11 protein-coding genes are annotated in these 16,615 nt (G+C 57.5%); 7 read left to right on the top strand and 4 right to left on the bottom strand.

All coding sequences use genetic code 11. From position 1 onward, the window contains the following. Positions 1 to 13 precede the first annotated feature (13 nt). The 5 genes from lspA (at position 14) to IY73_RS07545 (ending at position 7,288) form a co-directional block, all read left to right on the top strand. A complete protein-coding gene (lspA, locus tag IY73_RS07525; RefSeq protein WP_053962533.1) occupies positions 14 to 601 on the top strand; it encodes a signal peptidase II in 588 nt (195 codons plus the stop codon). After that, on the top strand, positions 594 to 1,520 hold the full coding sequence (locus tag IY73_RS07530) for an RluA family pseudouridine synthase (RefSeq protein WP_053962534.1): 927 nt from the start codon (positions 594 to 596) through the stop codon (positions 1,518 to 1,520). Before lspA ends, IY73_RS07530 begins: the two co-directional genes overlap by 8 nt. Positions 1,521 to 1,704: 184 nt before the next feature. Continuing rightward, positions 1,705 to 5,253, top strand: coding sequence for a DNA polymerase III subunit alpha (gene dnaE, locus IY73_RS07535; protein ID WP_053962535.1), 3,549 nt, complete (start codon positions 1,705 to 1,707; stop codon positions 5,251 to 5,253). Between the two features lie 15 nt (positions 5,254 to 5,268). Then, on the top strand, positions 5,269 to 6,555 hold the full coding sequence (gene ilvA, locus IY73_RS07540) for a threonine ammonia-lyase IlvA (RefSeq protein ID WP_053962536.1): 1,287 nt from the start codon (positions 5,269 to 5,271) through the stop codon (positions 6,553 to 6,555). 19 nt (positions 6,556 to 6,574) lie between these two features. Further along, complete coding sequence (locus IY73_RS07545; RefSeq protein WP_082346615.1) at positions 6,575 to 7,288, top strand: YigZ family protein; 714 nt, start codon at positions 6,575 to 6,577, stop codon at positions 7,286 to 7,288. Between the two features lie 81 nt (positions 7,289 to 7,369). On the opposite strand, the gene IY73_RS07550 is transcribed toward IY73_RS07545, so the two are convergent. The 3 genes from IY73_RS07550 to IY73_RS07560 all read right to left on the bottom strand — a co-directional run bounded on the left by IY73_RS07550 (position 7,370) and on the right by IY73_RS07560 (position 13,588). Beyond that, positions 7,370 to 8,455, bottom strand: a complete 1,086-nt coding sequence (locus tag IY73_RS07550; RefSeq protein ID WP_053979158.1) for an esterase/lipase family protein — start codon at positions 8,453 to 8,455, stop codon at positions 7,370 to 7,372. A 301-nt stretch (positions 8,456 to 8,756) separates the two neighbouring features. Continuing rightward, entirely contained in the window at positions 8,757 to 11,162 is a 2,406-nt protein-coding gene (gene glgX, locus IY73_RS07555; protein ID WP_082346616.1) for a glycogen debranching protein GlgX, read from the bottom strand. Between the two features lie 56 nt (positions 11,163 to 11,218). After that, entirely contained in the window at positions 11,219 to 13,588 is a 2,370-nt protein-coding gene (locus tag IY73_RS07560) for an acyltransferase family protein (protein WP_053962538.1), read from the bottom strand. Positions 13,589 to 13,798: 210 nt separating this feature from the next. Between IY73_RS07560 and IY73_RS07565 the strand changes: the two genes are divergently transcribed. Together IY73_RS07565 and bioD are read left to right on the top strand one after the other, a co-directional pair. After that, positions 13,799 to 15,163, top strand: a complete 1,365-nt coding sequence (locus IY73_RS07565; protein WP_053962539.1) for an adenosylmethionine--8-amino-7-oxononanoate transaminase — start codon at positions 13,799 to 13,801, stop codon at positions 15,161 to 15,163. 53 nt (positions 15,164 to 15,216) lie between these two features. Continuing rightward, complete coding sequence (bioD, locus tag IY73_RS07570; RefSeq protein ID WP_053962540.1) at positions 15,217 to 16,023, top strand: ATP-dependent dethiobiotin synthetase BioD; 807 nt, start codon at positions 15,217 to 15,219, stop codon at positions 16,021 to 16,023. Here the strand turns inward: bioD and IY73_RS07575 are convergent. Further along, positions 16,013 to 16,582, bottom strand: coding sequence for a TetR/AcrR family transcriptional regulator (locus tag IY73_RS07575; RefSeq protein ID WP_053962541.1), 570 nt, complete (start codon positions 16,580 to 16,582; stop codon positions 16,013 to 16,015). The two genes, bioD and IY73_RS07575, sit on opposite strands and share 11 nt — an antisense overlap. Positions 16,583 to 16,615 lie beyond the last annotated feature (33 nt).

Here is a 16,615-nt window from a genome sequence, read left to right on the forward strand (position 1 = left end):
GAACGTGCCAAGAGTGCCCACCTCACAGAAGAAGCAGCCGCTCCCACACCTGCCTGCTGATGTCACCGCGCGCCGGGCTGCAGCTAAGCGGCGCAGTCTCTTCTTCGCCCTCGCCGGCATTATCCTCGTGGCCGACTACCTGACGAAAGCATGGGTGGTTGCGACCATTCCGGTGGGAGAAACCCACACCTCGTGGGGTATCCTGCACATCACTCATGTTCTCAACTCTGGTGCCGCTTTCAGTCTCGGGGAGAAATTCACTGTGGCTATCACGATCATCAGCATGATGATTATCTCTGCGGTAGCCTCTGCTCTCTGGCGCGCTACCAACGCTGCATGGGCAACCGGACTTGCTCTTATTCTGGGAGGGGCATTCGGCAACCTCTACGATCGACTTTTCCGCCCACCCGCACCCTTCTCTGGGCATGTTGTGGATTTTATTTCTGTTGGTAAGTTCCCCGTCTTCAACATTGCCGACAGTGCTGTCACCATTGGCGTCATCATTGTCGTTATCTGCATTATCGGGGGGAAGAAACTCACCGGTGTGCCCCGTCAGGATGGCTCTACAACCGATAACGCACAGGTGTCCGGGCATGAGTGACTATCGTGCAATGCCAGTACCTAACGGCCTCGTAGGGATACGTGCTGATGTCGCACTTTCTCGTCTCTTGGGTGTCTCGCGCAGTGCGGCCGCTACACTCGCTGAAGAAGGGAACGTCACCCTCGACGGGAGCACAATCGGAAAGTCTTTCAAAATGGTGGAAGGCTTCCTCGAAGTCACTCTGCCGGATCCCCCTCAACCTCTCACTGTCGTCGCGGAGCCTGTCCCCGGTATGCATGTGCTGTATGCCGACGACGATATTGTCGTTGTGGACAAACCTGCTGGTGTCGCTGCACACCCCTCCGTCGGGTGGAGTGGGCCGACCGTCATTGGTGGTTTGGCGGCAGCTGGCTACCGCGTAACGGCCTCCGGCCCGCCGGAGCGAAAAGGGATCGTCCATCGCCTTGATGCCGGTACCTCCGGCGCTATGGTAGTTGCGACCTCAGAGCACGCCTACACCGTTCTCAAACAGGCCTTTCGCGACCGCACGGTTGAAAAGGCCTACCATGCCATCGTGCAAGGCTACCCGGATCCGCTCTCTGGTACTATCGATGCTCCCATCGGTCGACACAGCGGAAACGATTGGCGTTTCTGTGTACGGGCAGACGGCAAACCATCCATTACGCACTATGACACGCTGGAAGTGTTCCGCCGGGCGACCCTCCTTGACATCCATTTGGAAACGGGACGTACCCACCAAATCCGCGTCCACTTCTCGGCACTTCACCACCCCTGTGTGGGTGACCCTACTTATGGGGCCGACCCCACGCTCTCCGCAAAACTCGGTCTAGAGCGACAATGGTTGCATGCCAAGAAATTGGGGTTTACCCATCCGGCGGATGGCCGATGGGTCGAGTTTGAGAGCGACTACCCCGAGGATCTTGCCATCGCACTCGAATCGCTGCGCGCCGAGAGCTAACTGCCGACGTGGCCTGCTGGGCGCTGATGATGCTGCGACAGTCTACTAGACTGAGCTACGGACGTTCACAGCAGCACGTCCGAATCACGTCTAACGTCGTTAAGCAGTCCCAGAAAACAGCTGCGCTGTTCAATATATACGCAGGACAGATTACTAAACCGATGATATCTAGGTAGGAGAGGAGATGGCAGTGGGCAACTCGTCATTCGTCCATCTCCATAACCACACCGAGTTCTCCATGCTCGACGGAATGGCCAAGATCGATACGCTCATGGAGGAGTGCAATCGTCTCGGTATGCCCGCAGTGGGGATGACTGACCACGGCAATATGTACGGTGCCTCCGACTTCTACAAAGCCGCCACCGCCGCAGGCGTGAAACCCATTATTGGTATTGAAGCCTATATCGCACCCGGCTCCCGCTTTGACAAGACCCGCCAACGATGGGGCGATCCCTCCCAACGCGGTGACGATGTTTCGGGCTCGGGCGCGTACACCCACATGACGTTGTGGGCAGAAAATGAGGAAGGCCTGCGGAACCTCTTCCGTCTCTCGTCCCTCGCTTCCTATGAAGGCCAACTCGGCAAATGGCCCCGTATGGACGCGGAACTTATTGCCCAATACGCGAGTGGCGTTATCGCCTCCTCCGGCTGCCCTTCTGGGGAAATCCAAACTCGTCTGCGGCTGGGCCAGGTGAAGGAAGCCTATGAGTCAGCAGAAAAATGGCAGAGTATCTTCGGGAAGGAGAATTTCCTTCTCGAATTAATGGATCACGGTATCGACATTGAGCGACGGATCCGTGAAGACCTCCTGAAACTGGGCCAGGACATGGGCATGCGGCCCGTCATCACCAACGACTGCCATTACGTCACCCAAGACCAAGCCCGGGCACACGAAGCCATGCTCTGTGTACAGACGGGGAAGACGCTGTCGGACCCCACCCGCTTCAAATTCGATGGGGACGGTTATTACCTCATTCCGCCGGAAGAGATTCGGGCACGCTGGGATAAAGAAGTGCCGGGGGCCTGCGACACCACTCTGTGGATCGCCGACCGTGTCGAGGACTACTCGAACGTGTGGAAATACCACAACCGTATGCCGAGCTTTGATACGCCGACAGGACATGACGCGGAGTCCTGGCTCCGCCACGAAGTACATAGGGGTCTCGAGTGGCGTTTCCCCAACGGAGTTGCCCAAGAGTACATCGAACGTGCTAATTACGAGATTGACGTCATTGTCCAGAAGGGTTACCCCACATACTTTCTGGTAGTGGCAGACCTCGTCACTCATGCCCGTGAACTCGGGATTAAAGTGGGGCCAGGCCGTGGCTCAGCAGCTGGTGCACTGATCGCCTACGCCCTGGGTATTACCAACATTGACCCAGTCGAGCACGGTCTGCTCTTCGAACGCTTCCTCAACCCCGAACGTCCGTCCGCACCCGATATTGATATGGACTTCGATGACCGGCGGCGCGGCGAGATGATTCGCTACGCTTCTGACCGGTGGGGGGCAGACAAAGTTGCTCAAGTTATCACCTTCGGCACCATTAAAACGAAGGCTGCCATTAAAGACTCCGCCCGTGTGCAGTTCGGGCAGCCCGGATATGCTATCGCCGATCGGATGACGAAGGCCCTGCCACCGGCACAAGGAGCGAAAGATATTCCGCTCTCCGGCATTATGGATCCGGAGCACCCTCGCTACGGGGAAGCTGCGGAGATCCGTAGCCTCATCGAAACGGACCCTGACGTTCGCCGCATCTACGAGACCGCCCGCGGACTGGAAGGAATGGTACGGCAGGCAGGTGTGCATGCGTGTGCCGTTATTATGTCCAGTGAGCCGCTCCTGGAGTGTATCCCGATGTGGAAGCGAGCACAGGATGGCGCTCTCATCACCGGATGGGATTACCCATCGTGTGAAGCCATTGGGCTGTTGAAGATGGATTTCCTCGGGCTCCGCAACCTTACCGTCATTGGGGATGCCCTTGAGAATATTAAGCGGAATCGCAACGGGGAAGAGGTCGATCTCGATCGACTCGAACTAACTGACGACAAATCCTATGAGCTGCTCCGCCGTGGCGACACCCTTGGGGTCTTCCAGCTTGACGGTGGGGGCATGCGGGAACTGCTCAAAAAGATGGAGCCCACCGGGTTCAATGACATTGTGGCTTCGTTGGCTCTCTATCGCCCTGGCCCTATGGGCGTAGGTGCCCACTGGGCTTACGCAGATCGCAAGAATGGGCGTACCCCAGTTGAGCCTATCTCCCCCGAACTTGATGAGCCTCTGAAAGATATTCTGGCGGAAACCTACGGTCTCATCGTCTACCAAGAGCAGATCATGCAGATCGCTCAGAAGGTGGCAGGCTACTCCCTTGGCCAAGCAGATCTTCTTCGACGCGCCATGGGTAAAAAGAAGCCGGAAGTGCTGGCGAAAGAATTTGATAATTTCCAGGCTGGCATGCGGGAGCGGAAGTACTCCGATGAGGCCATCAAGGTGCTCTGGGAGACCATTCTTCCGTTCGCCGGATATGCGTTTAATAAGTCCCACGCAGCCGGTTACGGGCTAGTGAGCTACTGGACGGCATACCTGAAAGCCAACTACCCAGCTGAGTACATGGCCGCGCTCTTGACCTCTGTTGGCGATGACAAGGATAAGACTGCACTCTATCTGTCTGATTGCCGGCGCATGGGCATTCGCGTACTACAACCCGATGTGAACGAGTCGATCTGGAACTTCGCCCCGGTAGGCCAGGATATTCGTTTTGGCCTAGGAGCCGTTCGTAACGTTGGCGAGCAGGCAGTCGAAGAGATTGTGGAGGCCCGCCAGGAGCGGGGGGAATTCACCAACTTTACTGATTATCTCGACAAGATTGGCCAAACAGCCTGTACGAAGAAAGTGACGGAGTCCCTCATCAAGGCGGGAGCCTTCGATTCGCTCGGGCATTCCCGCAAGGGCCTCTACCTTGTGCACTCCGATGCCATTGACTCAGTGGTAGGGACGAAGAAGGCTGCCGCAGCCGGCCAGTTTGATCTCTTTGCCGGATTTGGAGCCGATGCTGGCGATGCCGCTACGAGTGCGTTTGAAGTGCACGTCCCCGATGATGAATGGGATAAGAAGCATCGACTCGCACTCGAACGAGAAATGCTGGGCCTTTATGTGTCCGGCCATCCGCTGGATGGTCTAGAGCTTGCCCTGCACGAGCGGACGGACACTTCAATCGCGACCATCTTGGAAGGTGAGCTGCCGAACGGTAAATCTGTGGTGATCGGTGGCATCATCGCGTCGGTGGACCGGCGTGTGAACAAGAAGGGCGAGCCGTGGGCCATCATCCGCATTGAAGATCTGCAGGGTGGTGTAGAAGTGCTCTTCTTCCCGCGTCTGTACCAAAAGATCGGGATGGACATTGTGGAAGACGCGGTGGTGATTGTTACCGCCCATGTGAGCATTCGGGAAGACCGGATGAGTCTTTTCGGCGATGATCTCACCGTCCCCGACTTGGGTGGAGAAGGTGTGGCGCCGGTGTTTAATCTGCGTCTGACAACCCAGATGTGCACTCCTGAACTGCTCGCGCAGTTGAAGGACATCCTGACTCACCACCCGGGACCGTCTCCGGTGATGGTGACATTGGAAGCCGAGGGGAGGGTTCAGCGGTTGGCCCTGTCGGACGCATTGCAGGTCCAGAGCAGTAGTGAACTCATCTCCGATTTGAAGGCGGTTTTCGGCAGTCACTGCGTTTAGTGCGATAATGGGGTGGTGAACGAAGAACTCTCAAACCCCCAGGTTGTCCTACCTACTGCTGCTGATGTAGAGAAGGCTGCTAAGACAATTGGTGGAGTCGTAGAACGCACTCCGCTGCAGTACTCGCCGAGGCTTTCCGAGATTACCGGCGCCAAGATTTACCTGAAGCGAGAGGACCTTCAAGGCGTTCGCTCCTACAAGATTCGTGGAGCCTACAACGTCATTGCTCAGCTCAACGAGGAACAGCGCCAGGCTGGTGTGGTTGCCGCATCTGCTGGTAATCACGCTCAGGGCGTGGCATACGCGTGCCGGACTCTCGGTGTAAAGGGCCGCATCTTTGTTCCTTCCAATACACCGAAGCAAAAGCGCGACCGCATTATGTACCACGGTGGTGACGCCGTCGAGCTGGTCGTCACTGGTAACTCTTTTGATGATGCAGCTGCTGCCGCCTGGCAGGATGCACAAGAGTCCGGTGCCACGTGGGTCGCCCCGTTTGACGATCTTGGCACCATTGCTGGGCAGGGAACCATTGCCCGTGAGGTGGTGGAACAGCTTGCGGAGATCGGTGAAGAGCCCAGCATGTTTGTCGTGCCAGTGGGCGGCGGCGGACTCTTCTCTGGTGTCGTCACTTACCTCTCCGGAAAGAACCCCAAGACGGAAGTTGTGGGCGTTGAGCCCGCCGGTGCTGCCTGTGTCGCGGCCGCTCTGGATATGGGTGGCCCCGTTACGCTCGGGGATACTGATCCTTTTGTTGATGGTGCTGCGGTGAAGCGATGTGGCGACGTTACCTATGCGGTGCTCGATGGGCATCGGAAGATGATTGATCTCATCAATGTGGCAGAAGGCTCGGTCTGTACTGAAATGCTGGAGCTTTACCAGAATGAGGGCATTATCGCAGAGCCGGCAGGGGCGCTCTCCGTCACGGCCCTGCACCATTTGCGCTTCATTCCCGGAAGCTCGGTCGTCTGCATCATTTCGGGTGGTAACAACGATGTTTCTCGCTACAGCGAGATCATCGAACGTTCTCTCGTGGACCAAGGTCTCAAACACTACTTCCTGGTGAACTTCACCCAGAAGCCGGGCCAGTTGCGGAAGTTCCTCGACAGTGTCCTAGGGCCGGATGATGACATCACCCTCTTTGAGTATGTGAAGCGGAACAACCGAGAAACTGGTGCTGCGCTGGTGGGTATTCAACTGGGGACAGCCACCGGCCTGCACGCACTGTTGCACCGGATGGAGGAGAGTGGCATTGACTGTGAACGCCTCCTGCCGGGAACTCCTGCCTACGAATACCTGACCTAGCGGCGGGCTGGTGGCAGCGATGGACCTGTCGTATGGGGTGAGCTCTGGAGCTACCATTACGGCGGAGCTGGAGATAAAGCGGTCGCGGTTTCTCTGCTATCTACAGCGGACTGAAACTGAGCACGACGCCCGGGAGTTCATCGCGGAAATCCGTCACCTGCATCCCACTGCCCGTCATCACTGTACTGCTTTCCGTATTGGAGAAGGAACAGGGGAGGTGCGGGAACGCTCCAGTGATGACGGGGAACCTTCCGGTACCGCGGGTAGCCCGATGCTCGCGGTACTGCGGGGCGAGGGGCTAGTCAATGTCTGTGCCGTTGTCGTTCGCTATTTTGGTGGGGTATTGCTGGGCACCGGTGGCCTTGTACGGGCGTACACCGATGCAGTTGTTGCGGGGCTGGCAGCTGCCCAGCAAACCAAACGTATAGTGTCTCGGAGATCCGTGGAACTGTGGTCAGTAGAGGCGCCTATTGCTGACGTGGGTCGGTGGGAGGCTGATTTACGGGGCAGAGGCATCGACCTAGTGGACGTGATCTATGGGGTGGGGCTGGATGTTGTGTGCCCAGAAACAGGAGAGGTCTCGCGCCGTACAGACCCATTGGCCACGGTTCTTGTGGCGGCAGTAGCGCAGCGCGGCGAGGCAGAACTTCTTCAGGAATACATTTCCGCCCTGTCGGCCGGTTCTCGGGAACCGTACCGGACAGGGCGGAAAATGCGCGAGTGCCAACAGTAAAGCGGGGAGCTCGCTTCTTTTCTCTAGGTGGCAGATAGCGAGGAGGAGAGACGACTCGTCGCTATCACCAGGTAGTCTGTCCTACTGCAGGTAAGGCGGCACGAAGGTGCACGTGATCTGCTTGTAGTTACGACCGGTGAGCATGTTTTCCACAACCTGGTAGGTAACCGGGTCGTAGGTCATGCCGAAGTGGTCGGTAAAGTCGATGGGGCAGAGGTCCTGGATGACGATGTTGGTGACGCCCGGTTCCTTGATGAGGTCATGGGTGTAGGGGGTCACAACGTCGTCGAAGTAGGTGGTGATGACGGTGTACTTCACATCGGGCATGGTGATACCACCCTTTTCGAGTTCCTTGACGAAGCCAGAGCCCATAGTCTGCTGACCGTCAGCGGATAGATTGACCTTGTCAAAGAGCTTCTGCCACTGGTCGTTCAGACCGGCTGTGTCAATAGTACGACCAATGCCGTAGAGGGAGGAACCGTGGTTGGAAGCAACCAGACCAATGGTGTGGCGTACGGTCTTGTCGCCGCCGTACCACTTGATATAGGCGTTGGGGAGCGCTCCGCCGCCCTGGGAGTGGCCAACGAAGTCAACCTTCTTGGCACCAGTGCGCTTCATGACGTAGTTGACGAAAACGCCGAGGAACTGTGCGGAAGCCTTGATATCGCCGTTGAAGGGAAGAGCTTCGTCAATCTTGTTGGGATCGACGAAGGCACCCGGCATGGCGGGGCCTGGGTTGTAGTTAAAGGTGTAGGCGCACAGACCGGCCTTGGCCAGCATCGGACCGTAGTAGGCCCAGGTGGCGTAGGCATCTTCATTGGTGCCGGGGATGAGGATGATGGGGAGAGCATCCTTGTACCTAGGCTTGCAGGAGAAGTCGTTCACGCCTTTGGGGGCAGTGCCATTGTGCTCCTTGGAGTATTTGGATGCGGCGGGGAAGTTAGTCTGGATGGGGCCAATACCCTGGTTCGGCATGCCCCACTTGTCGGAGGTCTTGTTGCGAAGGCCGCCGAATTCGTCACGGGGGTAACCGGGGATACTGTTCGAGGAAGTAGCAGAATCATCAGATGCTGCAGTGGTGCTGGCGTACGCAAAGGCCGGCGAGATGCTGAGTGTCATTGCGGAAGCGCAGAGGGCAGCAGTAAAGCGATGGCTGAGAGAGGTCATGGGAAGTCCTATGTACGGTTATTTCGGGAGAGAAGAGAGGGTTTAGCGTTGTTTAGCAGAATGCTAAACCGACTCTGAGAGTCAATCTAGGCCGGCCCACAAGGTACTGCAACATGGTTGCCTTTTCATCTGGCAGCCACTCTGTACGCCTTCTTGTCAGATTGCTCTTTGCCGAGTTGGAAGACCATTTCTCCGCTCTGCGTAGTCATTTGACCAGTTGTCAGGTGCTTTTTGTGCGCGAAATAAGTGCGGCGCTACTGGTACGTTGTCAACCAGTAGCGCCGCAGAGCACGACGAGTGATTAGGGTTCCTGCTCGAGAAGTACGAAGGTGTGCGGGGGGAGAACCAGCAGGTTCGTCTCTTCGGTGCCCACTTTGCCCGTCACCAAGCCATCAGCAACGTCATCGGCGGCCAGGGGAATGGACACGGGGAAAGTGTCCGGATCACTGCTGCCAGCTGGTAGCTCTGGCGCTGCGGTAGATTCTGCGCCTGAGACATCACCTTCTACTCCTGTGGCGGCAGAAGTGTCACCAGCACCAGCGTCTTCCGGCTTTTCACCATTGGGCCAGGTGCTCCCCATTGATTCGGCAGGCATCTCACCAGTTGGGTGCTCCGGTACTTCTTCTGCCGTATTCAGAACGAAGTGCCAATCGTTGCCGTCTGCCTCGCACAGCTCATCGGGGATATGGAACGTGCATGGATCGTGTGAGGCGTTGAACAGCATGAGGAAGGAGGAATCGCCGTGGAGACCACCTAAGGGGTTGGGAGTGGCATTGGCGTGGCCATTAAGGAACACCATGATGCTAGCAGCGAAGGCGTTATCCCAATCCGCCGGCTCCATTTCTTTACCGTTGGGCGTCATCCAGATAACGTCTGGTAGCCCCTGGCTGGTGTCGTTAAGATGGCTTTCTGTGGGGGAGTCTGCGGGGACGCTCTCACCCGTAAAGAAGTTGCTCTGGCGGAAGATGGGGTGCTTGTGACGGAGCTCAATGAGAGCCTGCGTGAAGCTGTGCAATCCTGCCCACTGGGGGTCTTGTGCAGCCTCCCAGTCCACCCAGGAAATCTCGTTGTCCTGGCAGTAGACGTTATTATTGCCGCCTTGTGTGCGACCCACTTCGTCACCATGGAGCAGCATGGGAGTGCCTTGGGAGAGGAAGAGCGTAGCAAGCATGTTGCGCTGCTGCCGGAGACGTAAGGCCTGGATCTTAGGTTCGTCGCTGGGGCCCTCCACTCCACAGTTCCAGTTGCGGTTGTGTGACTCTCCGTCACGGTTATCCTCGCCGTTGGCGCCATTGTTCTTCTGGTTGTAGGTCACCAGATCGCGCATGGTGAAGCCGTCGTGGGCGGTAATGAAGTTGACGGAGTTGAAGGGGCGGCGGTTGTTGTGAGCGTATAAATCCGCGGAGCCAGTGAGACGCCCGGCGAATTCGCCGAGAACATCCGGGTTACCGCACCAGAACTCGCGCATCGTGTCACGGAATTTACCGTTCCATTCACTCCAAGGGTAGGGGAAGCCGCCCACCTGGTAGCCGCCGTAGCCCAGATCCCAGGGTTCTGCGATGAGCTTAACCTGCGAGAGTACGGGGTCTTGCTGGACAGCGGAGATGAAGTTGCCCCACATGTTCACCGCCTCATCGCCGCGGGCAAGAGTGACGGCAAGGTCAAATCGGAAGCCGTCAACGTGCATCTCTTCGATCCAGTAGCGGAGGGAGTCGAGGACGAGCTGCAGCGTGTAGGGATGGCGCATGTTGACGCTATTACCGCAGCCGGTGAAGTCGACGTAGGAGCTGGGGTTGTCCTTGCTGACGTGATAGTAGGCAAGGTTATCGATGCCTTTGAAGCTGAGTGTGGGGCCTTCAACAGAGCCTTCCGCGGTGTGGTTGTACACCACGTCGAGAATGACCTCGATGCCGGCTTTGTGGAAGGTTTTCACCATATTCTTGAACTCAGCTACCTGACCGCCGGGGTTCTTGAGCGAACTGTAGTCCCGGTGTGGTGCGAAGAAGCCGAAGCTGTTGTACCCCCAGTAGTTGCACAGTCCCATCTCGAGGAGGCGTCGATCGTGCAGGAACTGGTGTACGGGGAGTAGCTCGATGGCGGTGACACCAAGGTCGGTGAGGTATTCGAGCACGCTGGGGTGGACCAAGCCGGCGTAAGTGCCACGGATTTCTTCGGGTACGTCGGGGTTGCGTTCGGTGAGGCCTCGGACGTGCGCTTCGTAGATGACGGTGTCGGCCATGTGGTGTCGAAGGCGATGGTCATCCCCCCAGTTAAAGAAGTCAGCAACTACCACGGAGGTCATGGAGTAGGGGAGAGAATCTTCCTCGTTGCGGACGTCGGGTGTGCCAACCTGGTAGCTCAGGAGAGCGTCGTGGGGTTGATAGTCACCGTCGAAAGCCTTGGCGTAGGGATCGACGAGAAACTTGCTGGGATTGCACAGTGCTCCGTGGTGGGGGTCCCAGTCCCCGTCGACGCGGTATCCGTAGCGTTGGCCGGGCGCGATTCCAGAGACGTAGATGTGCCAGACATACCCATCGGTAGTGGTGATCGGAATCTGGTGCTCTGTGCCGTCGTCATCAATGAGACAGAGGGTCACACTGTGTGCTGCCGCACTGTACAGTGCGAAGTTGGTTCCTGACCCGTCGTAGAAGGATCCAAGAGGGGCGGGCTTTCCGGGTTTCAGAGAGCCAGTAGTGGGTGCGCTCATAGATGTCTCCTTGTGAGAGTTACTCCGGGGCGGGGTCTCAAAGGTGTGAGACCGTACTAGCGGGAACGGCGGCTACTTTCTGCGCTGCTACTGCTAGGGGTGGGCAGGATAGCGGTGCCGGGGTACGGGGTGGTGTTGAGATCTTTGCCGGGTTGGGTGACGGGACCCCATCCGGTGATCTTGTTGAGCTGGCGGGCAAATACGGGAACGAGGGACTGCACAAAGGAGTGCGTCATGTGGTGCATGTCGTGGTAAACCATGACGTTGCCGATAATGGCGGGACAGAGGTTGCCCGGACAGAGATCGTCGGTGAAGTCCATCAGGTGAACATTGTCGAGCCCGCGGGATGCCGCAATTGCCGGGTTCACCGGCGCCATAGCGAGATCACGGGGGATGCCACAACTGTAGGCATTACCACCGGATTCAAGGCAGTCGGGGACGTTGGCTGGTTGATCGTCGCGAGTTGACCAGGGGGTATCGCGAACGGCAATCATTTCGATGCCGTCGTTACCAAGGGCGCGCCACAGGTCAACGTAGTAGTCCGGAACCATGTCTGGTCCCACACCGGTGAGGGTAGTGGGGCGGGTGGCGGTACTGAAGACGTAGTCGTACTTCTTCTCGAGGATACGCTTGTAGACCTTTTTCCCCCACTCAAGACAGCTGTAGTAGGGTTTGCCGTTGGTGGGAAGATCGATCATGCCACTGATCATAAGCGGGCAGCCCATCTTGAAGTAGACATCGACACGGAAGTGCTCGCGCTGGCCTAGGATATCGAGGGCAGTGAGCCAGTGTTCTGCGTGGGAGCCTCCGACGAGAGCGATAGAGCGTTCTGCGTTGACGTCGCCGTAGACGCACGGGCGTCCTTTGTTCTGCCTCCATAGTTTGACAGTGTGGATTTCAGAATCTTCAAAGTTGGAGATGCATCCATCAAAGGATGAGAGAGGGAGGGTACGGTCCGCATCGATGGGGCGAGGTTCGTATGCCACGCCCTTGGGTACCGGCATTTTCTCGGTAATAGCGCGGGCGCCTGGGTAGTCTGCGGTGAGAACGAGAGTCATCTGTCCATCGAGGCTGGTTATGTAACGCTTCCAGGTGATGTGGAAGCCCACCAGGCAGAAGGTGAGGATGACGACCATGGTGCCGGCGATAGCTTTCCAGCTCAACCAGCTGCGCTTGGGGCGGAGGGCAGCTCCCAGCCGAGCATTCCAGGAGGGTTTCTCGACGTTAGTATCTTGAGCGACGACCGGGTGCTTTTTCTTCATACGCAGCGGTTCTTCGATGTAGTGATGCGTGAACCACGCCAGTACGAGGCTGACAACGACGACGAAGATGCCGATCTTGTTCGAGGGGTGCTGGCGTTTTAGCTGGGTGCACAGCAGGATGAGGATTGGCCAGTGCCACATGTAGAGGGAGTAAGCGAGGCGGCCGAGTTCGCGCAGCGGCTTGGAGGCAAGGAAGGCCGTGAAGGGGGCGTTGCGCCAGGTGAGCTCTTCTCCTTCGGGCGCTTGTCCGGCGATGATGAGGAAGACGGTGGCGATCAAGACGTAGAGCGTCCAGGGGCCAGGGAATTCATTGACGCCATTAAAGATGAGACCACAGGTAAAGATGGCGAAAAGTCCGATGACGGTAAGGAACCAGCGTACCCAGTGGTTACGTATCTGGATTTTGTGCATGACGGTGGCGAGGAGACCACCGAGGAAGAGTTCCCACATACGGGACCAGGTGTCGTAGTAGTTGAGCATCTGGTCTTCGCGGTGCAAGTAGAGAGCGTAGATGAAGCTCAGCACAGTACCGATGCCGAGAATGACTGCCATCGGGGTAAAGATTGATTTGCCGGGCCAGAAGCGGTGGAGCAGCCATCCGAGGCCACAGCAGAGCAGGATGATAATGACGTAGAACTGGCCTTGTACCGACATGGACCAGAGGTGCTGCAGGGGGCTGACAGCGGCGCCTGCCTGCGCATAGTCTTCGGATTGTTCGGCGAGTTTCCAGTTCTGGAAGTAGAAGAGGGAGGCGAGGACCTGGTCGTTTACGTTCGCCCAGCGGGTCCGGGGGAAAATGAAGATAACGCCGATACCGACGGCAGCGAGGACCACCACCATGGTGGGGAGGAGGCGTCGTGCGGTCTTCCAGATGGCACGGAGCGGGTTGAGGCTGCCGTAGCGGTCGACGTTGCGCATCTGGGAGCCGATGAAGAAGAAGCCGGAGAGCGTCAGGAAGACGTCCACACCACCAGAGACTCGACCGAACCAAATGTGGAAGATGACCACCAGCGCGATCGCGAGTCCGCGGAGACCGTCGAGGTCATAGCGGTAGGCATGTCGATGCTGGGGGATTGGGGGGCGCGCCGCAGGGCTAGATGGTTGTGGGGAAGAAGTGCTGTCGTTTCGTGCCATGTCTGTCGTAATCAGATTCTTCAGGGTCATGTGCGCTCTCCTAACGGAGTCGCGCCTGCTCAATATGCTTTTGCGGAAGGCGTTGCAAAAACGCAGTCGCTTATCACATCCTACCGTTACAGGCGGTTAAAACCTGCATTGGATTTGGGGCGGGGTCGATTGACAAGGAAGTTAAGGGGGAGTAAAACGAGCGGAGCATAATAGAACAGTGTTCAATTCTGTATGGAAGGTTGACGGACTATGACTTCTGTAGACGCCATCGTGACAACTGATCGCGACCATGTCTGGCACCCCTATAGCCCAGTTCCCGGCCCACCCCAGCACATTGTCACTGCTGCAGAAGGCCCCTATCTCACTCTCAATATTGATTCCGGTTTTCTTCAAGAAGAAACTCAGAATGCCCGGGTCGACTGCCACGTTTTAGACGGAATGAGTTCATGGTGGGCAGCTGCGTACGGGTATCGGAACCCCACCCTTGATGCGGCTGCGCACCATCAAATCGACACGTTCAGTCACGTCATGTTCGGTGGTCTCACGCATGAGCCGGCAACGACCCTCGCACATACACTCCTCACCCTGGCTCCTGCTGGGCTACACAGTGTCTTCTTCTGTGATTCTGGTTCTGTGTCGGTAGAAGTCGCCGTCAAGATGGCGCTGCAGTATTGGCGCTCCCACACCGACACGTCCCTGCATCGGAAAACACAACTCTTAACGTGGCGCGGTGGTTACCATGGAGATACTTTCACCCCGATGAGTGTGTGCGATCCAGAGGGTGGGATGCATACACTATGGCAAGGCATTGTGCAGCCTCAGGTGTTCCTCCCGGTGCCACCCGCGGACCAGGAGACTAGCCTCCGGCCCGGTCCATTGGAGAGCTCCATCGGAGAGTACCTCGCGGAGGCGGAACGGGTCCTCTCACAACGTGCCGGCACGCTTGCGGCTTGCATTATCGAACCGGTAGTGCAAGGTGCAGGAGGTATGCGCTTCCATCAACCAGAACTCGTGCGAGGACTTACTGAGCTGTGTCGCCGTCACCAGGTTCTTGTCATCTTTGACGAGATTGCTACGGGTTTTGGACGGACTGGCACGCTGTTCGCCGCTGATGCGTGCCGGTGCACCCCCGATATTATGTGCGTTGGCAAAGCCTTGACGGGTGGTTATCTCACAGCTGCCGCGGTACTTGCCACCCGCGACATTGCGGAGACAATCTCTACTGGTACCGGTGCACTCATGCATGGGCCAACCTTTATGGCCAACCCGCTTGCCTGCGCAATCGGTCAAGCCGCTTGCTCGCTAGCTGTGACAGCTGTCGAGGAGGGCCAGGCAGCGCGGATTGAACGAGAGCTACGGCGTGGCCTTGCGGCAGCATGTGATCTTCCAGGAGTCGCAGATGTGCGTGTAAAAGGGGCAATTGGGGTTATCCAATTGGTAAGTCCAGCTGCTCTCAATTGTGATGCGGCAACGGCAGCCGCGCTGCGGGAGGGTGTCTGGCTGCGCCCATTCCGGGATCTCATCTACTGCATGCCGCCTTTTATTTGCAGCGATGAGCAGATCGCCACCATATGTCGTGGGATGGTTGCGGCTGCACAAACTGCCACGGTGTAAACAGCGCAGACGCATCTTGTGCCTTGCAGAGAGTCTCGGAAACGAGGAGAAGAATGACGAAGATTGTTGTCGTGACGGGAACCAACACTGATGTTGGAAAGACCATCACCACCGCGAGTGCAATTGCAGCTACCCGTGTACGGGCCCCCCATCTTCAGGTAGGCCTTATCAAACCGGCGCAGACGGGGGAAGTGGCCGTCGAGAAAAACTCTCTCGGCTATACCGAGTGCGGAGACTGCGGGGATGTTGCTGTTGTGCGTGCCCTGTTGGGAGAAACTGCGGAGACACCGGCGCCCCTCCCGGTGTGGGAGGGGATACGGTACCCCGAACCACTAGCCCCGGATATGGCCGCGCGTCGCGCTGGAATGGAGTTGTGGGATGCGGCCCACTTTGCCGATGTTATTGAGGAGGCAGCCCGAGACGTCGATGTGTTGTTTGTTGAAGGGGCCGGTGGTCTACTGGTTGGGTTGGGAGAGGAGTCGTGCGGTGCACCGACTACGCTCGTGGAGATAGCACAGGAAACGGCGCGTCGAAACACCGCACATGAGGTGCTCATACTGCTCGTCTCTCAACCTCATTTAGGAATGCTGAACCAGTGCGTTCTCACCTGGCGCGAACTACAGCGCGCAGGATTGTCATTAGCTGGAATTGTCTTTGGGACGTGGTCAGAAAATCCTGATCTTCCGATGCGGCTTAATGCGGACGAAGTACTCCGACTGACGGGGGTGCCAGTTATCGGTAGAATCCCATGTGGGGTAGGGAAGTTCCAGCCGCAGCAGTCGGGCAGTGTGGCAGCAGCAGGTGACCAGTGGTGGAGTCAGCTTCCGTGGTGTGATTCCGGGGAAGCTTCTAGACAGTGAGCCCAGCCGTAATTGCGCTGAGACCAGCTGACAGAATATCTGCTGATGCGTCGGTGGACGTGTCTGTATCTGCTAGTTCTGCGAGTTGTCGGCGGGTTTGCTCATCGACGAGTGCTCCAAGAATGAAGAGCAGCAGTGCCCGGGCATGTACCTGTGGAGTTGAACTGACCTCGCTGACGTAGCTAGTCAGGAGATCTAACTGTGGGAAATGCGCAGTCTGGGCAGCGAGCGCGGCACTCAATAATTCGCTACCGTCCCGGAAGGAAAGAGCGCGGGTACGGAGATCCTCCGCCACTGTCGCCACGTGTTGAGCCCAGGCGGAGCTGGTGGTGAGGTGAATGGCGGGTAAGGGAGGCTCGAGGGAAGGACTATCGCAGGAGAGTATGTAGGAGCACACTGCACCGAGGAGTGCTTGTTTGTTGGGGAAGTACCAGTAGAGTGCCCCAGGCTGAACTCCTAGTTGGCGAGCAACCTTGCGAATTGAGAGATCCTGTAGGCCATAGGTCTGCAGGATATCAATAGCAGCATGCACGATGAGGTCACGAGAAAGCTGCGACATGGCATGTCCTTCATAGGAAGTAGAAATTGACGC

The organism is Lawsonella clevelandensis (assembly GCF_001293125.1).
GTDB classification, from domain to species: Bacteria; Actinomycetota; Actinomycetes; order Mycobacteriales; family Mycobacteriaceae; genus Lawsonella; species Lawsonella clevelandensis.

What these genes read in the sequence shown, in the direction of transcription:
- IY73_RS07530 (WP_053962534.1), top strand. Translation starts at nt 594, where the DNA reads ATGAGTGACTATCGTGCAATGCCAGTACCTAACGGCCTCGTAGGGATA.
- dnaE (WP_053962535.1), top strand. Translation starts at nt 1,705, where the DNA reads ATGGCAGTGGGCAACTCGTCATTCGTCCATCTCCATAACCACACCGAG.
- IY73_RS07545 (WP_082346615.1), top strand. Translation starts at nt 6,575, where the DNA reads ATGGACCTGTCGTATGGGGTGAGCTCTGGAGCTACCATTACGGCGGAG.
- IY73_RS07550 (WP_053979158.1), bottom strand. Translation starts at nt 8,455, where the DNA reads ATGACCTCTCTCAGCCATCGCTTTACTGCTGCCCTCTGCGCTTCCGCA.
- glgX (WP_082346616.1), bottom strand. Translation starts at nt 11,162, where the DNA reads ATGAGCGCACCCACTACTGGCTCTCTGAAACCCGGAAAGCCCGCCCCT.
- IY73_RS07560 (WP_053962538.1), bottom strand. Translation starts at nt 13,588, where the DNA reads ATGACCCTGAAGAATCTGATTACGACAGACATGGCACGAAACGACAGC.
- IY73_RS07565 (WP_053962539.1), top strand. Translation starts at nt 13,799, where the DNA reads ATGACTTCTGTAGACGCCATCGTGACAACTGATCGCGACCATGTCTGG.
- bioD (WP_053962540.1), top strand. Translation starts at nt 15,217, where the DNA reads ATGACGAAGATTGTTGTCGTGACGGGAACCAACACTGATGTTGGAAAG.
- IY73_RS07575 (WP_053962541.1), bottom strand. Translation starts at nt 16,582, where the DNA reads ATGTCGCAGCTTTCTCGTGACCTCATCGTGCATGCTGCTATTGATATC.